Source organism: Actinoplanes sp. NPDC051470, from assembly GCF_040682035.1.
In the GTDB taxonomy this organism is placed as follows: Bacteria; Actinomycetota; Actinomycetes; order Mycobacteriales; family Micromonosporaceae; genus Actinoplanes.
Genome location: NZ_JBFBAA010000038.1, coordinates 68,456 through 86,323, shown reverse-complemented (window position 1 = coordinate 86,323; position 17,868 = coordinate 68,456). Strand labels below are relative to the sequence as shown.

The 17,868-nt window shown below is 70.4% G+C and carries 20 protein-coding genes; 13 read left to right on the top strand and 7 right to left on the bottom strand.

The features are described 5' to 3' along the window. Positions 1-17: 17 nt before the first annotated feature. Entirely contained in the window at positions 18-803 is a 786-nt protein-coding gene (locus AB0M54_RS41575) for a cellulose binding domain-containing protein (protein ID WP_364477727.1), read from the top strand. Positions 804-1,332: 529 nt separating this feature from the next. Here the strand turns inward: AB0M54_RS41575 and AB0M54_RS41570 are convergent. Both AB0M54_RS41570 and AB0M54_RS41565 read right to left on the bottom strand, forming a co-directional pair. After that, the gene (locus AB0M54_RS41570; RefSeq protein ID WP_364477724.1) at positions 1,333-2,574 is read right to left on the bottom strand and encodes an NAD(P)/FAD-dependent oxidoreductase; all 1,242 of its coding nucleotides are present in this window, start codon (positions 2,572-2,574) and stop codon (positions 1,333-1,335) included. Continuing rightward, positions 2,571-3,350 (bottom strand): TetR/AcrR family transcriptional regulator, encoded by a 780-nt coding sequence (locus AB0M54_RS41565; RefSeq protein ID WP_364316657.1) that lies wholly within the window; start codon positions 3,348-3,350, stop codon positions 2,571-2,573. Before AB0M54_RS41565 ends, AB0M54_RS41570 begins: the two co-directional genes overlap by 4 nt. Positions 3,351-3,370: 20 nt before the next feature. Here AB0M54_RS41565 and AB0M54_RS41560 point away from each other — a divergent pair, with 20 nt between their 5' ends. The 10 genes from AB0M54_RS41560 (at position 3,371) to AB0M54_RS41515 (ending at position 12,505) form a co-directional block, all read left to right on the top strand. Continuing rightward, a complete protein-coding gene (locus tag AB0M54_RS41560; RefSeq protein ID WP_364477722.1) occupies positions 3,371-4,789 on the top strand; it encodes a monooxygenase in 1,419 nt (472 codons plus the stop codon). Positions 4,790-4,999: 210 nt separating this feature from the next. After that, a complete protein-coding gene (locus AB0M54_RS41555) occupies positions 5,000-5,302 on the top strand; it encodes a Rieske (2Fe-2S) protein (RefSeq protein WP_364477719.1) in 303 nt (100 codons plus the stop codon). A gap of 54 nt (positions 5,303-5,356) precedes the next feature. Beyond that, on the top strand, positions 5,357-6,052 hold the full coding sequence (locus AB0M54_RS41550; RefSeq protein WP_364316664.1) for a TetR/AcrR family transcriptional regulator: 696 nt from the start codon (positions 5,357-5,359) through the stop codon (positions 6,050-6,052). A 329-nt stretch (positions 6,053-6,381) separates the two neighbouring features. Next, complete coding sequence (locus tag AB0M54_RS41545; RefSeq protein WP_364316666.1) at positions 6,382-6,807, top strand: DUF6069 family protein; 426 nt, start codon at positions 6,382-6,384, stop codon at positions 6,805-6,807. A 24-nt stretch (positions 6,808-6,831) separates the two neighbouring features. Then, entirely contained in the window at positions 6,832-7,182 is a 351-nt protein-coding gene (locus tag AB0M54_RS41540) for a YciI family protein (protein WP_364477716.1), read from the top strand. After that, complete coding sequence (locus AB0M54_RS41535; protein ID WP_364316672.1) at positions 7,183-8,367, top strand: RNA polymerase sigma factor; 1,185 nt, start codon at positions 7,183-7,185, stop codon at positions 8,365-8,367. 117 nt (positions 8,368-8,484) lie between these two features. Continuing rightward, entirely contained in the window at positions 8,485-9,321 is an 837-nt protein-coding gene (locus AB0M54_RS41530; protein WP_364477713.1) for an SDR family oxidoreductase, read from the top strand. A gap of 190 nt (positions 9,322-9,511) precedes the next feature. Further along, positions 9,512-9,718, top strand: a complete 207-nt coding sequence (locus tag AB0M54_RS41525; RefSeq protein ID WP_364316677.1) for a DUF5999 family protein — start codon at positions 9,512-9,514, stop codon at positions 9,716-9,718. Positions 9,719-9,764: 46 nt separating this feature from the next. Then, on the top strand, positions 9,765-12,098 hold the full coding sequence (locus AB0M54_RS41520) for a LuxR C-terminal-related transcriptional regulator (protein WP_364477710.1): 2,334 nt from the start codon (positions 9,765-9,767) through the stop codon (positions 12,096-12,098). A gap of 35 nt (positions 12,099-12,133) precedes the next feature. Next, positions 12,134-12,505, top strand: coding sequence for a VOC family protein (locus tag AB0M54_RS41515; protein WP_364316682.1), 372 nt, complete (start codon positions 12,134-12,136; stop codon positions 12,503-12,505). Between the two features lie 138 nt (positions 12,506-12,643). Here the strand turns inward: AB0M54_RS41515 and AB0M54_RS41510 are convergent, their stop codons facing one another. The 4 genes from AB0M54_RS41510 to AB0M54_RS41495 are packed head-to-tail and all read right to left on the bottom strand — an operon-like array spanning position 12,644 to position 14,569. After that, a complete protein-coding gene (locus AB0M54_RS41510; RefSeq protein WP_364316684.1) occupies positions 12,644-12,829 on the bottom strand; it encodes an antitoxin in 186 nt (61 codons plus the stop codon). Between the two features lie 17 nt (positions 12,830-12,846). Beyond that, positions 12,847-13,452, bottom strand: a complete 606-nt coding sequence (locus tag AB0M54_RS41505) for a DUF3618 domain-containing protein (protein ID WP_364316686.1) — start codon at positions 13,450-13,452, stop codon at positions 12,847-12,849. Continuing rightward, positions 13,428-13,844: a phage holin family protein gene (locus tag AB0M54_RS41500; RefSeq protein WP_364316689.1), complete on the bottom strand. Its 417-nt coding sequence runs from the start codon at positions 13,842-13,844 to the stop codon at positions 13,428-13,430. The genes AB0M54_RS41505 and AB0M54_RS41500 overlap by 25 nt, the downstream gene beginning before the upstream one ends. Further along, positions 13,841-14,569: a hypothetical protein gene (locus AB0M54_RS41495; RefSeq protein WP_364316692.1), complete on the bottom strand. Its 729-nt coding sequence runs from the start codon at positions 14,567-14,569 to the stop codon at positions 13,841-13,843. Before AB0M54_RS41495 ends, AB0M54_RS41500 begins: the two co-directional genes overlap by 4 nt. 360 nt (positions 14,570-14,929) lie before the next feature. Between AB0M54_RS41495 and AB0M54_RS41490 the strand changes: the two genes are divergently transcribed. Next, positions 14,930-15,076: a hypothetical protein gene (locus tag AB0M54_RS41490; RefSeq protein WP_364316694.1), complete on the top strand. Its 147-nt coding sequence runs from the start codon at positions 14,930-14,932 to the stop codon at positions 15,074-15,076. Here the strand turns inward: AB0M54_RS41490 and AB0M54_RS41485 are convergent. After that, complete coding sequence (locus AB0M54_RS41485) at positions 15,066-16,742, bottom strand: alpha-glucosidase (RefSeq protein ID WP_364477707.1); 1,677 nt, start codon at positions 16,740-16,742, stop codon at positions 15,066-15,068. The two genes, AB0M54_RS41490 and AB0M54_RS41485, sit on opposite strands and share 11 nt — an antisense overlap. A 97-nt stretch (positions 16,743-16,839) precedes the next feature. Between AB0M54_RS41485 and AB0M54_RS41480 the strand changes: the two genes are divergently transcribed. Further along, complete coding sequence (locus AB0M54_RS41480) at positions 16,840-17,841, top strand: glycosyltransferase family 4 protein (protein ID WP_364316699.1); 1,002 nt, start codon at positions 16,840-16,842, stop codon at positions 17,839-17,841. Positions 17,842-17,868: the final 27 nt, after the last annotated feature.

Genomic DNA, 17,868 nt, shown 5'->3' with positions numbered 1-17,868 from the left:
GAGACCGGAGGCACCCCATGGCCGACAACACCCGCGGACAACGCCGTACCGTCACGGTCGTCGTCCTTGACTGGCTGCTGGGCCTGGCCGCCCGGGTGCAGGCCGGCCCGACCCCACAACCCCGCGTCCGCACGGCCGCGCTCTCCCGCCGCTCCCGGCTCTGGCGCGTCCTCCTGGCCGCCGGCGTGGCCGCCGCCCTCGGCGGCACCGCCATGCTGATCACGGTCCTGGTCCGCACGCCGGACGCGTCGCCCCTCCGCCCCGAGACCGCGGCCGGCCTGCCCGGGCCACCGTCCCCGCCGCCCGGCACGGTCGTGGCGCAGTCACCGTCGGCCCCACCGACCCGCACCGACTCCGCACCGTCCCTGCCGCCGCTGCCCTCCGCCTCCGCCTCGGCATCCTCGGGCAAGGCCGCGGTTCCCACGTTCCCCCTGCCCGGCGGCGGCGCCCCCTCCGCCTCGGCGGGCGGCAGCGCGCCGGCCCTGACGGCCCGCTATGCGACGTCGTCGCTGCTGGTCGGGTTGCTCGGCTATCACATGGTCGTCACGGTCACCAACCCCGGCGCGGCTACCCGCAACGGGTGGACGCTGGTCGTCACGCTGCCCCGCAAATCGCTGTCGGTCGGCGGGGTCTCGGGGGCGTCGGCCGATCAGGATGGCGCGGCCTGGACCTTCACGCCGGACGACTCCACGTCGCGCATCCCGGCCGGGAAGTCGGTGAGCATTGCCTTCGACGTGCGGGGGGCCACGCTGCTCAACGCGGCGCCGGCCGGCTGCACGATCGACGGCGCTCCCTGCTCCTGACCCTTCTGCTCTGAGCGCGTATAGGCACCACCTTGTCGGTGTGGATGCGCTTCGCCTCTGGGTGGTGCCTATATGCGCTCAGAGCAAAGGCTTGCATGCGGCTTCTGTCGCCACGTGCGGTTGGTGGTTGGTCAGGTCGAGCGGCGGTGGCGGTGAGGTGCATGCTCGCGGCTTCTGGGCTCTGGCGCAGATTGTGTGATGGACGCCGGCCGATGAGTCGTTGTCCGGCTGTGCGATGCCGTCGAGCAACTCCTCCCGTACCTGGCCGGTATCAAGATCGAGGAGGTGCAGACAGGCGCTGAAGTTGTCATCACGGCCGCCGTGCGCGGTGACAAGGGCACGTGCCCTGCCTGCTCGAGGCCGTCTTTCCGGGTGCATTCGCGTTATGGCCGGACCTTGATCGGTGCTGTTCGCCATTCTGGGAACCGTCGTGTGGCACGCCGTCTGGCCCCTCGGGGCGGGTGCTCTGCTCGGCGGCCTGATCGGCCCGGCGATCGCCCGCCGGGTCCGGCCGGCGTCATGCGGATTCTCATCGCCGCTTGCGGTTTTCGTCCTCGCCGGCTGGTTGCTCTTGAGGTAGGAGTTGTCCACCCCGCGGTCCGGGCGCCTTCTTCGCGAACACGCGCTCGAACGGGCGGGTCACCTTCTGCAGCAGGAACATGCCGCGGAACAGTGCGACCAGCTTGCGGGGCGGACCGTCGGCGAACATGAGGTCGAGGCTCCTGGCCGAGCTTCCCGCGGCCTTCGCCCCGCGCCGGAACATCTTCAGCTCGTAGGCGGCGATCGCCTCGTCGACATCGGTGCGGCCGAGCATCTCCCGGGCGAGGTCGGCGCCGTCGATCATGGCCATGTTGGCGCCCTCACCGGCGAACGGCGACATCAGATGCGCGGCGTCGCCCAGCAGCGTCACTCCCGGCACGCGGTCCCACGTGTGACCGGTCGGCAGCGCGTAGATCGGGCGTGGCCAGATCGTGTCGTCGCAGTCGCGGATCAGATCGGTCAGAGCGGGAGCCCAGTCGGAGAACTCCCGCAACAGCGCTTCGCGGGCCGCCGGCGGGTTGTCCCAGTCGATACCGCTGGCGGTGACCCAGTTTTCCGGCACGCGCAGGCCGCAGGCGAACGCGATCTGGTTTCCGCCGTGCCCGCCGATGTACTTGTTGTCCGACAGCGCGAAGAGGTTTCCCGTACCCGTCGTGGCGAGTGCCTCGGGATGCCTGGTGGCCGCGTCGGACAGCCGCATCTCCACCACCGTGATCCCGGTGTACTCGGGCTTCACGGACGTGAGCAGTTCCCGGACCTTCGACCACGCCCCGTCGGCGCCGATCAGCACGTCGGCGTGGGCTGTCCGGCGATCAGCGAACTCCACCTCGTACCCGTCGCCGGCCGACCGGACCGCGGCGACCTTCCGGCCCCACCTGATCGTGCCCGGCGTCAGCGAGTCGACCAACATCTTGCGCAGGATCTTCCGGTCGATCTCCGGGCGGCCGTTGCCGCCCTCCGGCTCGCCGTGGTTGAGGTAGACACGGGCCGTCTTGTCGAGCATCCGGATCGCCTCGCCTCCGGGGTGGGTGCGTTGACGGAACTCGTCGTAGAGGCCCGCTTCCCGCAGCGCGATCTGACCTGAGTCGTCGTGGATGTCCAGGGACCCGCCCTGCTGCCGGGCCGCGTCGGACGGATCCATCTCGTAGACGACGACGTCGATGCCGTGCTGTTGCAGAATGCGGGCGCAGATCAGGCCACTGAGGCCGGCACCCACGACGGTGATGGTCATGTACCGCTCCTCTCGGTCGTTCCGCGGTTTCCGGCCGGTGGGCGTGCTGAGCCGCCGTCGGCCACGATCTGCTGGGGTCGGTGGGTCGGCCGGGTGGCCGCTGAACGCGCCAGGATGCCGTCCAACAGGACGTCCAGGCTCCAGTCGGCCCGGTCTGGCCCGGTCCCCGAGACCAGTTCCGGTCCAAGCCCGCTGATGTTGGGGTACAACCGCGGATCGAGATGATCGACCCGGTTGGCCATCTCGTACACCCGGTCGTCCTCCTGCGCGGGGGGCACCTCCACGTTGTGCTCGATGGCCGTCGCGGCGGGCAGCAACAGAAGAAGATCGACTCCCCATGCCGCGGCGCGGTCATCGGCTCCGCCCTCGCGCAGCAGGGCGAGGATCTGCTCGACGATGCTGGTGAAGTTCGGGCCCGGAGGCTGCGTGGACAGCGCCATTCGAGCCATTTCGGGATGGCTGCGCAGCACCTTGCCGTAGCTGGTCACCAACGCCTTCAGTCGCTCGCGCCAGCCTCCCGTCCCGTCCCGCGTGACGGAGGCGAGCAGCCGGTCGAGAACCTGAGCGTGCACGTCCTCGGTGTCCCGTACGTACACGTAAAGCGAGGCGTGTCCGGTGTCGAGCACGGCGGCGATCCGCCGCATGGTCACCCGCTCCAGGCCTTCGCTGTGCATGAGGCCGAGCGCGGCGTCGATGATGCCTTGCCTGGTCAGAGGTGGTTTAGCGGGCCGATCGCGTCGGCTGCGCGGGGCCGATCCCGGCGTGTTCGCGGTCATGCGATCAACGTAACACGACCATGGTTGTTACGACCACGGACGAAGCGACCGCTGTCGTACCGACCATGGTCGTGTTATGGTTCGCCCTGATCCGTCCCTTCAACCGGCCACGCCGACCTGTCATCCGCCGGCCGGCCGAAGCCCGAAAAGGAGCCCTGTTCAACAGGGCCGACCGGCGCTACCGCATCGGATCGCAGGAAGTACCGCATGCGGCGAACGAACCCCTCGACAAGGAAGTCACCATGCCGACACCGACACCTCCCCGCCGGATACTCGCTCTGGCAACCGCAACGCTGACCGCGACGCTGACCCTCGCCGCGTGCTCATCGAGTTCCGACGACTCCGCCACAACCACCGACGGCGCCTCGGCGAGCCCGCACGGCGGTCATAGCAGCGGGCCGCCGGCACCGGCCGTGCCGTTGCGAGCCGGCGAGCGGTTCGTCAACCTGAAGACGCCCGAGCCGTACACGCCGTCGCCCCCCAGCGGTGGCACGGACGAGTACCGCTGCCTGCTGATTGATCCCCAGTTCACCGAGCCTGGGTTCCTGACCGGCACGCAGTTCGATCCGCAGAACAAGACGATCCTGCACCACGCCCTCATCAACCTCGTCAGACCCGAGGACGCCGCAGTCGCGCGGGCCAAAGACGATGCCGACCCCGGACCGGGCTGGACCTGTTTCGGCAGCCAAGACCTGGGCCCCGACCGTCCCACCTCGTGGGTCGACACCTGGACCCCCAACGGGATCGAAACCGTTCTGAAGCAGGACGTCGGTTTTCCCGTCAAGCCCGGCGGCCTGGTGCTCCTGCAGGTGCACTACAACCTGCTGGCCACGGACGGCCGCCCCGGCGAGACAGACCAGTCCGGCGTTCGGCTGCGCCTGACCAAGGGCACCGCGGCCACCACACCGCTGGAGACGACGCCGGTGCAGGCCCCGATCGAGCTACCCTGCGCCACCGGTGAATCCGGCCCGCTGTGCGACCGCGCCACCGCCATCGCCGACGTCACCAAACGATTCGGCGCCGAGGTCGGCGAAACCGAAGGACAACTGCTGCAGCAGTGCAGCAACGGCAAGCCCGTGCCGGGCAACACCCAACGCTGCGACTACCCGGTGCCGCAACCCGTGCGGGTCTACGCCGGCCTGGGACACATGCACCTGCTCGGACGCTCGATCAAGGTCGAGGTCAACCCCGGCACCGCCAACGCGAAAACCCTGCTCGACGTGCCGGCGTTCAACTTCGACGACCAGAAATACCAGGTACTCCCCACCCCCTCCGACGTCAAGGCCGGAGACATCGTCCGGGTCACCTGCACCCACGACGCGAGCCTTCGAAAACTCCTGCCGCAGCTGAGCAAGCTCCCGCCGCGGTACGTCGTCTGGGGCGACGGCACCAGCGACGAAATGTGCAGCGGCATCCTCACCACCTCCGCCGTCGTCTGACCCACACCACCTCCACACCGCCCAGGAAACCCAGGTAACGGCGTCAACCCGACGTGAGACGCCGTTACCTGGGGTTCGGGCGCGCCCACGAAAGCGACTCCTCGTGTCCCTCACGCCCTCACCCGCCACCGGCGGGACAACACCGCGGCGCACGCGATCGGTCCGCTGGGCCCGGTTCCGGACTGACGCACCACCACAGACGCCGGCCTGTTGTCCATCACCGCCGCGATACGTCGTCGAAAAGGCATCGCCTCCGGCGACGACGAACGACGTACCCTGCTCTGGGCCGGCCTGATCACCGCGACGACCGCCGTCCTCGGCAGGGCCATCGCCCTGATCCTCGCCGCCTGCACCCACCAGGGCTGTCCCGTCGCCTCCACCGGCCCGGGCTCCGCTGCCCGTGCCACGGGGTCCACCTTCGACGGTGACGGTCAGGTCACCGCCGGGCCGGCGACAAGTCCCCTCGTCAAGGTGCCCGTACAAGTCGTCGACGGGCAGGTGGTCACCAGATAGCCCGGCCATGTACGACCGTGGTCGTAACGACCATGGTCGTGCTACGATTTTCCGATGACGTCGCTGACTCCGGAACCTGTCTCGCGAAGCCGCCGGGAGCGGCCCGCGAAGCCCGCCCTGACCAGGCAGGGGATCATCGATGCCGCGCTCGGCATCCTATCCGAGGAAGGCCTGGCGAAGGTCACCATGCGACGCATCGCGGGAGTGCTCGACACCGGTCACGCGTCCCTCTACGTGTACGTGCGGGATACCGAGGATCTGCACGCCCAGATCCTCGACGCGATGCTGGCCGACGTCGAGCCGCCGAGCAGCGGGAACTGGCGTGACCGGCTGAAGGGTCTGCTGGGCAGCTACGGCGAAGTGCTGCGCAATCATCCGGAACTCGCCCGCATGGCGCTGTCGACCCAGCCGAACGGCCCGCACTTCACCGCGATCGTCGAGCAGGTGCTCGCGCTGCTGAGGGAGGGTGGCGCCGACGACCGTTCGGCGGCCTGGGGAGTCGACCTGCTGCTGCTGCTGCCGACGGCGCTGGCCGTCGAGCACAACGTCGAAGTCTCGCCGAAGCGGGAGGCCGAGCGGATCTCCGACATGGAGACCCGCATCAAGGCCGCCGACCCGGAAAAATATCCGAACATCGCCCGGCTCGGCGCCGACCTCGTCTCGGGCGACGGCCGGCTCCGCGGCATCTGGGCACTGGACGTGGTGCTCGACGGAATTCTCGCGCGCGCCGCCGCAAACCGCACGCCATAGCCGGACCGCGGAACTCGCCCGGAAGGCCGCTTGTACGCTCCGCTCACCCCGGCTGCCGCCGCTCACGCCCCCTGCCCCGGGCGACAGTGATGACCGGGGCAGGCGATGCCGTGCTGTCCTAGCTCCACTTCTCATCAGCGCGAGCCATGCCGGCTGGAACGAGCAGGGGAGGGCGCCGGGAATGGTGGAGGGGCTCTGAGCTGGGGGTTTGGTTGGGCGCGAAAAAAGTTGGGGAGAAAGTTGGCGAGGGTGTCGATTGGGGGTGGGGGCGTTCGTAGCCAGGGTGAGAGACCGGCACGAGGTCGGTCGCCGCCTCATCGGAGGAAGCAATGACCACCACCACTGACACCCGCATCGCTGCTGTTCGCGCTGACCGCGGCTCGATCCGGTCGGTCGTCGGGCATGGGCTGGTCGCCGCCCTGGTCGCCGGGGTCGCCACGTCGGCGGTTGCCGCTGCTGGGAGTGCGGCGGGGATCAGCCTCGACGTCGCGGGGGCGCCGATCCCGGTGACCGGGTTCGCCACGCTGACCGTGATTTTCTCGCTGGTGGGGCTGGTGCTCGCGGCGGTGCTGCAGCGGGTTGCCCGGCGGCCGCGGCTGGTGTTCGTGCGGACGACGCTGGTGCTGACGGGGCTGTCGCTCGTGCCGGATGTGCTGGCCGACGCGGCTACTGGTACCAAGGTTCTGCTGATGGTGACGCATCTCGTGGCCGCGGCCATTGTCATTCCGGCGGTTGCTCGCCGGCTGTCCGTCTGACCACCGTCAAAGAGGGGAACGATCATGAAGCAGTACATGCTGGCCGTGCAGTTCGACTACACCGCGCCGTCGCTGCCGGACGATGAGGTTCAGACGTTGTACGGCGACGTCGAACGGGTCAACGAGGAGTTGCGGAAGGCGGGGGCCTGGGTGTTCGGGGGTGGTCTGCTGGCTCCGTCCAGTTCCACCGTCGTGCGGGTCGAAGGTGGGGACACCACGATGACCGACGGGCCGTACGCCGAGACCAAGGAGACGATCGGCGGGTTCTGGGTGCTGCGCTGCGCCGACCTGGACGAGGCGCTGGCCTGGGCCGAGAAGTGCTCGCGGGCCTGCCGGGGCCCGATCGAGGTGCGGCCGTTCGAGGACGAGGACTGAGTGGACCTCGAAGGCATCTACCGCGCGGAGTACGGGCGCTGCGTTGCCACGCTCGCCCGCCTCCTCGGTGACATCAGCCTCGCCGAGGAGGCCGTGCAGGACGCGTTCACGGTGGCGCTGCAGAAGTGGGACGTGGCGCCGCCCAACCCGGGCGCCTGGATCGTGACCACGGCCCGGAACCGGGCCATCGACCGGCTGCGCCGGGAGTCCACCCGCGAGGCCCGCCACGCGCAGGCCATGTTGCTGAACCAGGCCGACGAACCCAGGGAGGTGGGACCGGTGCGCGACGACCAGCTGCGACTGATCTTCACCTGCTGCCACCCCTCACTGGCGCCCCTGGCGCAGACCGCCCTGACGCTGCGGCTGCTGGGCGGGCTCGAGGTGCCTGAGATCGCGCGGGCCTACCTCGTCCCGGAGGCCACGATCGCCCAGCGCATCGTCCGGGCCAAGAAGAAGATCCGCGACGCCGGCATCCCCTACCGGGTGCCGGGCGAGGCCGAACTGCCGGCCCGCCTTCCGCCGGTGCTGACCGTGCTGTACCTGATCTTCAACGAGGGCTACACGTCCACGGCCGGGAGCCTGGTGCGCACCGACCTGTCCGCCGAGGCGCTGCGGCTGGCCCGCGAGCTGGCCGCCCTGATGCCCGACGAGCCCGAGGTGCTCGGGCTGCTGGCCCTGCTGATGCTGATCGAGGCGCGGCGCCCGGCCCGGGTCGGCCCGTCCGGCGAGCTGGTGACGCTGGCCGAGCAGGACCGGTCGCGGTGGAACCGGCCGCTGATCGCCGAGGGCCACGAGCTGGTGCGCCGGTGTCTGCGCCGCAACCGGCCGGGCCCGTACCAGATCCAGGCCGCGATCAACGCCGTGCACACGGACGGTCCGGCCACCGACTGGAACCAGGTGCTGGCCCTGTACGACCAGTTGCTGGCCCTGACACCCACGCCGATCGTCGCCCTGAACCGGGCGGTCGCGGTCGCCGAGGTGCATGGTCCGGCGATGGCGCTGGCCGTCCTGGCCGACGTCGACCTGCCGGGCTACCACCTGCTGCCGGCGACCCGGGCCGCGCTGCTGGCCCGGCTGAACCGGACCGACGAGGCGCGCGCCGCCTACGACGAGGCGATCGCCCTGACCGCCAATGACACCGAGCGGGCTTTCCTCCGCGGCCGTCAGGCCGCTCTCGGAGGGTGACCACTCCCGCACGTGGAGCGGAGCGACCCTCGGCGGGAGCGACGGTCTGAACCACCCACCCGGCTACGACCTCAAGATTGTGACCTTGATCTGTGGTCCGCGGACGACACTGGTCAGATGACTGTGACCGTGGTGTCGGGAGCGACCGGGCGGCTGGGTGGGCGGATCGCGCGGCTGCTGGATGATCAGGGTGTTCAGCAGCGGCTGCTGGTGCGGGACGCGAGCCGGGCGCCGAGGCTGGGCAACGCCGAGGTGGCCGTGGCCGAATACGCCGACCGGGAGGCGATGCGGCGGGCGCTGGACGGCGCCGGCACCGTGCTGATGGTGTCGGGGGCGGAGAGCGCCGACCGGATGGACCACCACCGGGCGTTCGTCGACGCGGCCGCGGACGCCGGGGTCGGGCACATCGTCTACACGTCGTTCTACCGCGCCGCGCCCGACGCCACCTTCACGCTGGCCCGCGACCACTGGGCGACCGAGGAGTACCTGCGCGCGAAGGGGCTGACGTTCACCAGCCTGCGGGACAACCTGTACGCCGACTTCCTGCCGATGATGGCCGGCGACGACGGGGTGATCCGCGGGCCGGGCGGGAACGGGCGGGCCTCGCTGGTGGCGCAGGACGACATCGCGTCCGCCGCGGCCGCGGTGGTGCTGGCGCCGGAGGGCCACGCCGGCCGGGTGTACGACCTGACCGGGCCCGAGGATCTGTCGTTCGCGGAGGCGGCGGCGATCATCAGCCGGGTCACCGGGCGGCCGGTGCGGTTCCACGACGAGACCCTCGAGGAGGCGTACGCCTCGCGCGCGGTCTACAACGCCCCGGGCTGGCAGGTCGACGCCTGGGTCAGCACCTACACGGCGGTGGCAGCGGGCGAGCTGGCCGGCGTCTCGGGGGCGGTCGAGGAGCTGACCGGACATCCGGCGATGTCGCTGGAACAACTTCTGACATCGAAGTGATCACCTATCCGACAGTTACCTTGCGCTGATGTTCGAGGCAGGGATCGAGAAGAATCTTCGTCTCCGGGGTTACGCGGAGTAATGATCAGTGCCAGACTGAGCGTCACCATTAAACGGGTAGCGCGTAGGTAGTTCACCCGTGTCCACTGGAGAACGAGCGCCTCATAGTTGCAGCCAGAAAGGAGTGACCATGTGCGAGCACCTGCCGACCTGCCCCCAGGCGGCCGAACCCGGCCACGACGCCGCCCGGGTCGTGGCTGCTCACCCTGAGCAGGGCTGGAGCCTGCTCTGTAACGGTGTGGTGACCTTCGATGACACCGGCGAGTTGATGCCGGACGGTAGTGCCGTCGCCCCCCACCCGCCCAAGATCAGGATGGAAACCGCCGTACCCGCGTGATTCCGGCCATCCCGGCAGCGGTGCGCACCCACTAACGTGCTCTCCTATGAGCACTGCCACGACCGCGCGTGGTTCCCTCGGCAACCTTCCCGCCGAGGTGACCAGCTTCGTCGGTCGTCGGCAGGAAGTGACCGGCATCCGCCGGCTGTTGTCGACCAACCGCCTGGTCACGCTGACCGGCGGCGGTGGGGTCGGCAAGACCCGCCTCGCGCAACGCGTCGGCGGCGAGATGCGCCGGGCCTTCCCGGACGGCGTCTGGTTCGTCGAGCTGGCCGAGCTGCGCGACCCCGACCTGGTGGCGGTCACGGTCGCCGAGGCCCTGGGCATCCGTGAGGAATCGATCGGCGCGGCCGCCCCCGGCCTGGCCGAGTTCCTCGCCGACCACCAGGCCCTGATCATCCTGGACAACTGCGAACAGCTGGTCGCCGCCTGCGCCGACCTCGCCGCGCTGCTCCTGCGCAGCTGCCCCGAGGTGCGCATCCTGGCCACCAGCCGGCAGGCCCTGCGGGTGGCCGGCGAGGCCACGCTGGCCGTGCAGCCGCTGTCGGTGCCCGACCCCGAGGTTCCGGCGACCCCGGCCGAGCTGGCCCGCAACGAGTCGGCCAGCCTGCTCGCCGAGCGCGCGGCGGCGGTGCTGCCCGATTTCACGGTGACCGAGGAGAACTCGGCCACCATCGCCCGGCTGTGCCAGGCGCTGGAGGGTCTGCCGCTGGCGATCGAGCTCGCGGTGGCCCGGCTGCGGGTGCTGTCGCTCGATCAGATCCTGGAACGCCTCACCGACCGTTACCGGCTGCTGACCAGTGGAACACGGAACGCACCCGCGCGGCAGCAGACGCTGCGTGCACTGATCGACTGGAGCTGGGATCTCTGCTCGGACGCGGAGCGTACCCTCTGGTCGCGGGTCTCGGTCTTCTCCGGCGGGCTGGAACTCGACGCCGCCGAGCAGGTCTGCGCCGACGACGCCCTGCCGGCCGAGCAGATCCTCGACCTGATCGCCTCGCTGGTCGACAAGTCGGTGCTCAACCGGATCGGTGACGGGCCGCGGGCGCGCTACCGGATGCTCGAGGTGGTCCGCGAGTACGGCGCCCTGCACCTGGCCGAGGCCGGCGAGCAGGACCGGGTCGCCGGGCGACACCTGGAGTGGTTCGCGCGGCTGGCCACCTACGGCGACCGGAACTGGGTGAGCCCCGACCAGGCCGCGGTCATGCAGCGGCTCAAGGACGAGAAGGCCAACCTGCGGGTCGCGCTCGAGTTCGCCGTCTCACACCAGCTCACCAACGTCGCCTGCCGGCTCGCCGCCGACCTGGAGAACCACTGGTTCGTCCGCGGCTTCCTGTCCGAGGGACGCCACTGGCTCGAGCGGGCCCTGGCGCTGCCGCCCCAGAAGCACTGGACGCGGGTGAAGGCGCTGCGGGTGGCCGCGTTCATCGCCACCGTGCAGGCCGACCTGACCCGGGCCGAGCGCCTGCTCATCGAGACCCGTGCCCTGGTGAACGAGCTGCCGCCGTCGATCGAGCGGGCCTACGTGCCGCTGATGGAGGGCCAGATCGCGATGTTCAGCGGCGACAACATGCGCGCGCTGGAACTGTTCGGCCGGTCGCTGATCACGTTCCGCGAGTTCGGCGCGCGCGGCGGCGAGATGTGGACGCTGTGCTGCCTCGGGCTCACCCGGGGCCTGTCCGGAAGACCCTCCGACGGGTACGCCGACCTGGCCGCCAGCCTCGACCTGGGCTCGGCCAGCGGCGAGGTGTGGTGGCGTTCGTTCGCGCTGTGGGCGTTGAGCGTGCTGCGCTGGCTGGACGGCGACAACGCCGGCGCCGCGGCGGCCGCCAAGGAGGGCCTGGACGTCCGCCGGCTGGTCGAGGACGAGCAGTTCGGGGTGGGCCTGTCGCTCGAGTCGCTGGCCTGGGTGGCCGCCGTCGAGCAGCGCGACCAGCGGGCGGCCCGGCTGCTCGGCGCGTCCCAGCGGGTGTGGCACGCGATGCACACGTCGCTGGCGGCGTTCCACCGCCTTGGCGACTTCCACGACCAGACCGTGGCGTCGGTGCGTTCCCGGCTGGGCGGCCGCGCCTTCGACGCCCAGCTCCAGCGTGGCCTGGCGCTGAGCGCGGCCGACGCGGTGGCCTACGCCCTGGAACGCGCCGCGGCGCCGGCCCAGCGCACCGCCGCGGCCCCCGACGACTCCGGCCTCACCAAGCGCGAACGCGAGGTGGCGGCCCTGATCGCCGAGGGCCTGAGCAACCGCGAGATCGCCGCCCGCCTGGTGGTCGCCCAGCGCACCGCCGAGGGCCACGTCGAGAACATCCTCAGCAAGCTCGGTTTCACGTCCCGCTCCCAGGTGGCCGGCTGGCTGGCGGCTCAGTCGACGCCCGATTCCTGACGCGCCCTGTCAGCCTCTGCCCGCAGACTGGGGCCATGACCACGTCTGGATTCGCCACGTTGGCAATGCTCAACCTCGACGCCGACAACCCGGCCGAGCTGGCCCGGTTCTACAGCCAGGTGCTGGGCTGGGAGGTCCTGCACAGCGCCGACGAATACGCCATGATCGGCGACGGCTCGTCCAGCATCGGCTGGGGCAAGGTGCCCGGCCACTCGGCCCCCGGCTGGCCCGACGAGCAGTCCCCGAAGCGCTTCCACCTCGACCTCTACGTCGAGGACCTGGACAAGGCCGAGGCCGAGGCGCTGGCCCTGGGCGCGACCAAGCCGTCCACCCAGCCGGAGCCCGATCGCTGGCGCGTGCTCCTCGACCCCGGCGGCCACCCGTTCGACCTCTGCCTGAAGAGCTGAGATCAAGAGCTTGATGTCGTAGCGCGGTGGGTGGTTCAGACCGTCGCTCCCGCCGAGGGTCGCTCCGCTCCACGTGCGTGAGCGGTCACCCTCCCGAAGGCCCGCGGCGCCTGAGCGCCGCGGGCCATCGGACAAAAGTTACTGCTGCTGCTGGCTGTCGCCGGCGCCGGTGCGCTGCTGGGCGGCGTCGACACCCTTGTCGATCTGGTCCGAGTGCTTGTTGCCGGTGCGCTGGTCGACCTGGTCGCCGGCCTTCTCGAGACCCTGGTCGACCTGCTCGTCGTGCTTGTCGGCGAAGTTCTTCGCCTGGTCCGCGATACCCATGATCGAGTTCTCCTTCGCTACTGCTGTGCGGCCTGCTTGGTCTGCTGGGCCGACGAGGCGGCCTGGTCCTTGGTGGTCTGAGCCGCGTCCTGGGCGGTCTCCTTGACCTGGGCCACCGCCTGCTGGGCGTTGTCCTTGAGCTCGGCGCCGAAGTCGCTCGCGGTCTCCTTCACCTTGTCGGTGAGGTCGCCGCTGTTGTCCCGGATCTGCCGGCCGGCGCGCTGCTCGGCGTCGGTCACCGGGATCAGCGTGGCGGCGAGCATGCCGACGCCGAAGGCGATGACCCCGGCGGCGATCGGGTTGCCCTGCGCCTTCCGGGCGACGGCGTGCGGCGCGGCGCGCACCGAGCCGGCGGCCTCGCGGACCGAGTCGGCGGCCGAGCTCGCGCCGTCACGGACCGAGTCGGCGGCGGAATGGGCCGCCGAGCCGGCCGAGTGGACGGCGGAGCCGGCGGCGTCACGGGTGGACTCCGTCGTACCCATCACCTTCTCGCGTACCGCGGTCCACCGGCGCCGGGCCACCTGACGCGGGCTGGTCTTCTCGGCCAGCAGGTCCACGTCGCGGGTGAGCGAGGCACGGGTGCCCTCGATGTCCCGCCTCAGCCGGTCGGGTTCTTCAGCCATTTCGCGTCCTCCTTCAGGGTGTCGACCGTGCGGTGCGGAACCGGGTCCACGGTCTTGAGTCGTTTGCGGCCGGTGGTGTAGAGGACGGCGCCGATGGCGGCCCAGACGACCGCCACGATGAGCGCCGCCCATCCGGCGTCGATGACGTTCGCCAGCCCGAAGACCAGCGCGAAGCTGAACAGCACGACGGCCAGGTAGCCGGCGAACCCGGCGCCGCCGAGCAGCCCGGCGGCCTTGCCGGCCTTGGCCGCCTCCTGCCGGATCTCCGCCTTGGCCAGGTCGACCTCCTGGCGGAACAGCTGCGACAGGTCGTTGCTGATGTTGCCGATCAGTTCGCCGACCGAGGTGTCGCCCGGATCCGGCCGCGTGTCGTCCGGGTAGGGCGCGGTCACAGCCCACCACCCGGACGCTCGGTGAACGGGCGCTCGGGGACCGGCGGGACGGCGTCGGGCGTACCGGTTCCGGTCGACACGTACTCGGTCGCGACCGGGGCGGCCGGCTCGGCGTAGACCGGTTCGGCGTAGGCAGGTTCGGCGTACACCGGGGCCGGGTCGACCGGCGGGGTGGTGGCCGGGCCGGGGTCGCGGGAGACGTACGCGTCGGTCTCGGGCTTGTCGTCGGCCTTGGCCACGCTCTTGCCCAGCCGGCCGACCACGAAGCCGGCGGCCAGGGCAGTGGCCAGGAACGCGCCCGGCCGCCGCCGCGCGAAGTCCTGCACCTCACGCAGCACGCCGTCGGGTCCGTGCCGGTCGAGGTAGTCGGCGAACTGCCGGCCGCCGTCGGCCACCCGGGAGACGACCGCCGCGGCCGGCCCGTCGGTGCGCTCGCCACGCATCTCGTCGAGCTGGTCGGCGGTGTCCCGGATGGTCCCGACGAGCTTGTCGTTCTGGGTACGCGCCTGCTCGCCGACCCGGCCGCGGACGTCGGACGCCAGGTTGCGGGCCTGGGCCCCGGCCTCCTGGACGACCCGCTGGGTCTGCTCCTTAGCGGTCTCCTTCACGTCACCGGCGGCCTGCCGGCCCTCGTGTGCGACCTGCTTGGCACGATCACCCGCGGACGGTGTGTCGCGATAGGACCCCGGTGCGTCGATCCCGACGCCGGGGGAGACGTCACTCATGGTGCCCTCCAAGGGGGTGTGATGTGTCCTCGCTGGAGGCTGGCTACCCGCCGCCCTGGCCCGCAATCGTGTTGTGCCAATGAAAATCGGTCACCCCGGATGAGGAATAGTGCTGGTCATCGGGGGTACACGCGCTGGACTGCCATCGCTCGGCGACGGCGCGAAGACTCCACGCTTGTCCCCTGGAGTCGCCGCGCCGGCCGGAACGCAGAGTGATCGCCGACCCGGTGGCGCCGCGCGCCCTCGCTCACGCGCTGCGACCGCGGCTGCACGCGCGCCGAAGAAGATCGGGATCGGGTTTGGCACTCCTCGTCGGCGGGGTAACACCGGCGCCGCAACCCCACCGATCGAGGAGTTTCCATGGCCATTCAAGGCGTCTTCTATTTGATCGCTGTCATCCTGCTCGTGCTCGCCGCGCTGCCGATCGGCACCCGCGGCGTGTCCCTGGCCCTGCTCGGCGCCGCGTTCGCGCTGCTCGGCTACTCGTGGGACACGATCACGGGCTGACCGTGCGGCGGTACACCACGGCCTGCCAGGGGCCGAGGATGCGGTCGGACGGCGCCTGCCCGGTGTTGTCGAGCACCAGTTCGGCGTCGTCCCAGCCGGCCAGATCGTCCAGCGCGGCGGGCGTCGCGCCGAAGTTGCCGGCCACCAGCAGTTCGGTCGCGCCGAGCCGGCGGGTGTAGGCGTACACCTGCTCGTCGTGCGGCGCCAGCATGGTGAAGTCGCCGCTCACCACGGCCGGCTCGGTGTGCCGCAGGTCGATCAGCTTGCGGTAGTGGTGGTAGACCGAGTCGGGGTCGGCCACGGCGGCGGCGGCGTTGATCTCGGAGAACGAAGGATTCACCCGGAGCCAGGGCGTGCCCGTGGTGAAGCCCGCCTGCGGCGAGGAATCCCACTGCATCGGCGTGCGCGCGTTGTCCCGCCCGCGCGCCCGCAGCACCGTCAGCACCTCGTCCGGCCTCCGGCCCTCCTTCTCGACCGCCTGCGCGTACTGCCCGAGCGCCTCGATGTCCCGGAAGTCCTCGATGGTGTCCCAGGGCGCGTTCGTCATCCCGAGCTCCTCGCCCTGGTAGACGTACGGCGTCCCGCGGTGCAGGTGGAGCACCGTGCCGAGCATCTTGGCCGACTCGACCCGGAAGTCGCCGTCGTCGCCGAAGCGGGACACCACGCGCGGCTGGTCGTGGTTGTTCCAGTAGAGGCTGTTCCAGCCCACCTCGGCCAGCCCGGCCTGCCAGCGCCCGAAGATCGCCTTCAGGGCGGTGAGTTTCAGCGGTACGAGCTGCCAGGGGTCGGCCCCGCGGTCGATCCACACGTGGTCGAACTGGAACACCATGTCGACCTCGCCCCGGGCCGGGTCGGTGTAGAGCTTGGCCTCGTCGACCGTGACGCCGGGCATCTCGCCGACGGTCAGCAGCGCGTCCCGCCCGGCGAACACCTTCTCGTGCATCTCGTGCAGGAACTCGTGGTTGCGCGGCCCGTTCAGGTAGTGCGGGGCGCCGTTCGCGTACGACTGGCCGACCGACAGCACGCCGTCGGGCAGCGCCGGGTCCTTGGAGATGTGGTCGATGACGTCCATCCGGAAGCCGTCCACGCCCCGGTCGAGCCACCAGCGCATCATCTCGTACACGGCCTCGCGGACCTCGGGGTTCTCCCAGTTCAGGTCGGGCTGCTTGCGGCTGAAGAGGTGCAGGAAGTACTCGCCCGTGGCCGGGTCGTACTCCCAGGCCGAGCCGCCGAAGACCGAGCCCCAGTTGTTCGGCTCGGCGCCCGGGGTGCCCGGCTCCATGCCGTCGCGGGCCGGCCGCCACCAGTACCAGTCGCGCTTGGCCGGGTCGCGGAACCAGGCGTGCTCGTCCGAGCTGTGGTTCACCACCAGATCCATGATTAGCTTCATGCTGCGGGCGTGCGCTTCGGTCAGCAGCTCGTCGAAGTCGGCCAGGGTGCCGAACAGCGGGTCGATGTCCTGGTAATCGCTGATGTCGTAGCCGTTGTCGTCCTGCGGGGACGGGTAGACCGGGGACAGCCAGAGGACGTCCACACCCAGCTCGGCCAGGTAGTCCAGGTGCTGGATGATGCCGCGCAGGTCACCCATGCCGTCGCCGTCGGAGTCCGCGAAGCTCCGCGGATAGATCTGGTACACCACCGCGCTTTTCCACCAGGGATCCGTCATGCCTCTTCCCTAACACGGGAAGTCCGCGAAATCCCCTCGTAACAAGATCAGGCCGTCACATACTGGCTGAGTGATTTAGACCACTTCGGGAGGCGACATGAAGATTGCCCTGCTGGGACCGATCGCCTGGCGTACGCCGCCGCTGCACTACGGCCCATGGGAGTTGATCACCAGCCTGCTCGCCGAGGGCCTCGCCGCCCGCGGCGTCGACGTCACCCTGTTCGCGACGCTGGACTCGCTCACCAAGGCCACCCTGGACGGGGTCTGCCCGACCGGGTACGCCGAGAACGACGAGCTGGACGGCCGCGTCTGGGAGTCCATGCACGTGGCCCACGCGCTGCGCCGCTCCGGCTCGTTCGACCTGGTCCACAACCACCTCGACTGGCTGCCGCTGGCCTTCTCGCAGCACTGCGCGGCGCCGATGCTGACCACGATCCACGGCTTCTCGGGCAGCCGCATCCTGCCGGCCTACCGCAAGGCCGAGAGCTCGTACGTCTCCATCTCGGACAGCGACCGGTCGCCCGACCTGGACTACGTGGCCACCGTCTACCACGGCGTCGACCTGGAGGCGCTGCCGTTCGACCCGGACGGCGGCGACGGGCTGGTCTGCTTCGGCCGGATCCACCCGGACAAGGGCACGCACGAGGCGATCGAGATCGCCCGGCGCTCGGGCCGGCGGCTGACGCTGTGCGGGATCGTGCACGACGACGCCTACTTCCGCGAGCTGGTCGAGCCGCACATCGACGGCGACCAGGTGGTCTACCTGGGCTCGGTCGGCCCGGCCGACCGCGGCCGGATCCTCGGCGGCAGCGCGGCGCTGCTGCATCCGATCTCGTTCGCCGAGCCGTTCGGGCTGTCGGTGGTGGAGTCGATGGCCTGCGGTACGCCGGTGATCGCGTACCCGCTGGGGTCGATGCCCGAGGTGGTGGACGAGGGTGTCACGGGACGGCTGGTCGGCGGCGTGGACGAGGCCGTGGCCGCGGTGCGGGCCATCGAGGCGATCGACCGGGGTGGATGTCGCGTACGGGCTCGGGAGCGCTTCGGCGCCGATCGCATGGTCGACGACTACCTGCGCGTTTATCAAAAAGTAATCCGATAACAAACTATTTTGGTACGCTCAAAATCA

Excerpts from the sequence above, each read along its gene's own strand:
- AB0M54_RS41575 (WP_364477727.1), top strand. The coding sequence starts at position 18 with ATGGCCGACAACACCCGCGGACAACGCCGTACCGTCACGGTCGTCGTC.
- AB0M54_RS41570 (WP_364477724.1), bottom strand. The coding sequence starts at position 2,574 with ATGACCATCACCGTCGTGGGTGCCGGCCTCAGTGGCCTGATCTGCGCC.
- AB0M54_RS41565 (WP_364316657.1), bottom strand. The coding sequence starts at position 3,350 with ATGACCGCGAACACGCCGGGATCGGCCCCGCGCAGCCGACGCGATCGG.
- AB0M54_RS41560 (WP_364477722.1), top strand. The coding sequence starts at position 3,371 with ATGGTTGTTACGACCACGGACGAAGCGACCGCTGTCGTACCGACCATG.
- AB0M54_RS41550 (WP_364316664.1), top strand. The coding sequence starts at position 5,357 with ATGACGTCGCTGACTCCGGAACCTGTCTCGCGAAGCCGCCGGGAGCGG.
- AB0M54_RS41545 (WP_364316666.1), top strand. The coding sequence starts at position 6,382 with ATGACCACCACCACTGACACCCGCATCGCTGCTGTTCGCGCTGACCGC.
- AB0M54_RS41540 (WP_364477716.1), top strand. The coding sequence starts at position 6,832 with ATGAAGCAGTACATGCTGGCCGTGCAGTTCGACTACACCGCGCCGTCG.
- AB0M54_RS41530 (WP_364477713.1), top strand. The coding sequence starts at position 8,485 with ATGACTGTGACCGTGGTGTCGGGAGCGACCGGGCGGCTGGGTGGGCGG.
- AB0M54_RS41525 (WP_364316677.1), top strand. The coding sequence starts at position 9,512 with ATGTGCGAGCACCTGCCGACCTGCCCCCAGGCGGCCGAACCCGGCCAC.
- AB0M54_RS41520 (WP_364477710.1), top strand. The coding sequence starts at position 9,765 with ATGAGCACTGCCACGACCGCGCGTGGTTCCCTCGGCAACCTTCCCGCC.
- AB0M54_RS41515 (WP_364316682.1), top strand. The coding sequence starts at position 12,134 with ATGACCACGTCTGGATTCGCCACGTTGGCAATGCTCAACCTCGACGCC.
- AB0M54_RS41510 (WP_364316684.1), bottom strand. The coding sequence starts at position 12,829 with ATGGGTATCGCGGACCAGGCGAAGAACTTCGCCGACAAGCACGACGAG.
- AB0M54_RS41505 (WP_364316686.1), bottom strand. The coding sequence starts at position 13,452 with ATGGCTGAAGAACCCGACCGGCTGAGGCGGGACATCGAGGGCACCCGT.
- AB0M54_RS41495 (WP_364316692.1), bottom strand. The coding sequence starts at position 14,569 with ATGAGTGACGTCTCCCCCGGCGTCGGGATCGACGCACCGGGGTCCTAT.
- AB0M54_RS41490 (WP_364316694.1), top strand. The coding sequence starts at position 14,930 with ATGGCCATTCAAGGCGTCTTCTATTTGATCGCTGTCATCCTGCTCGTG.
- AB0M54_RS41485 (WP_364477707.1), bottom strand. The coding sequence starts at position 16,742 with ATGACGGATCCCTGGTGGAAAAGCGCGGTGGTGTACCAGATCTATCCG.
- AB0M54_RS41480 (WP_364316699.1), top strand. The coding sequence starts at position 16,840 with ATGAAGATTGCCCTGCTGGGACCGATCGCCTGGCGTACGCCGCCGCTG.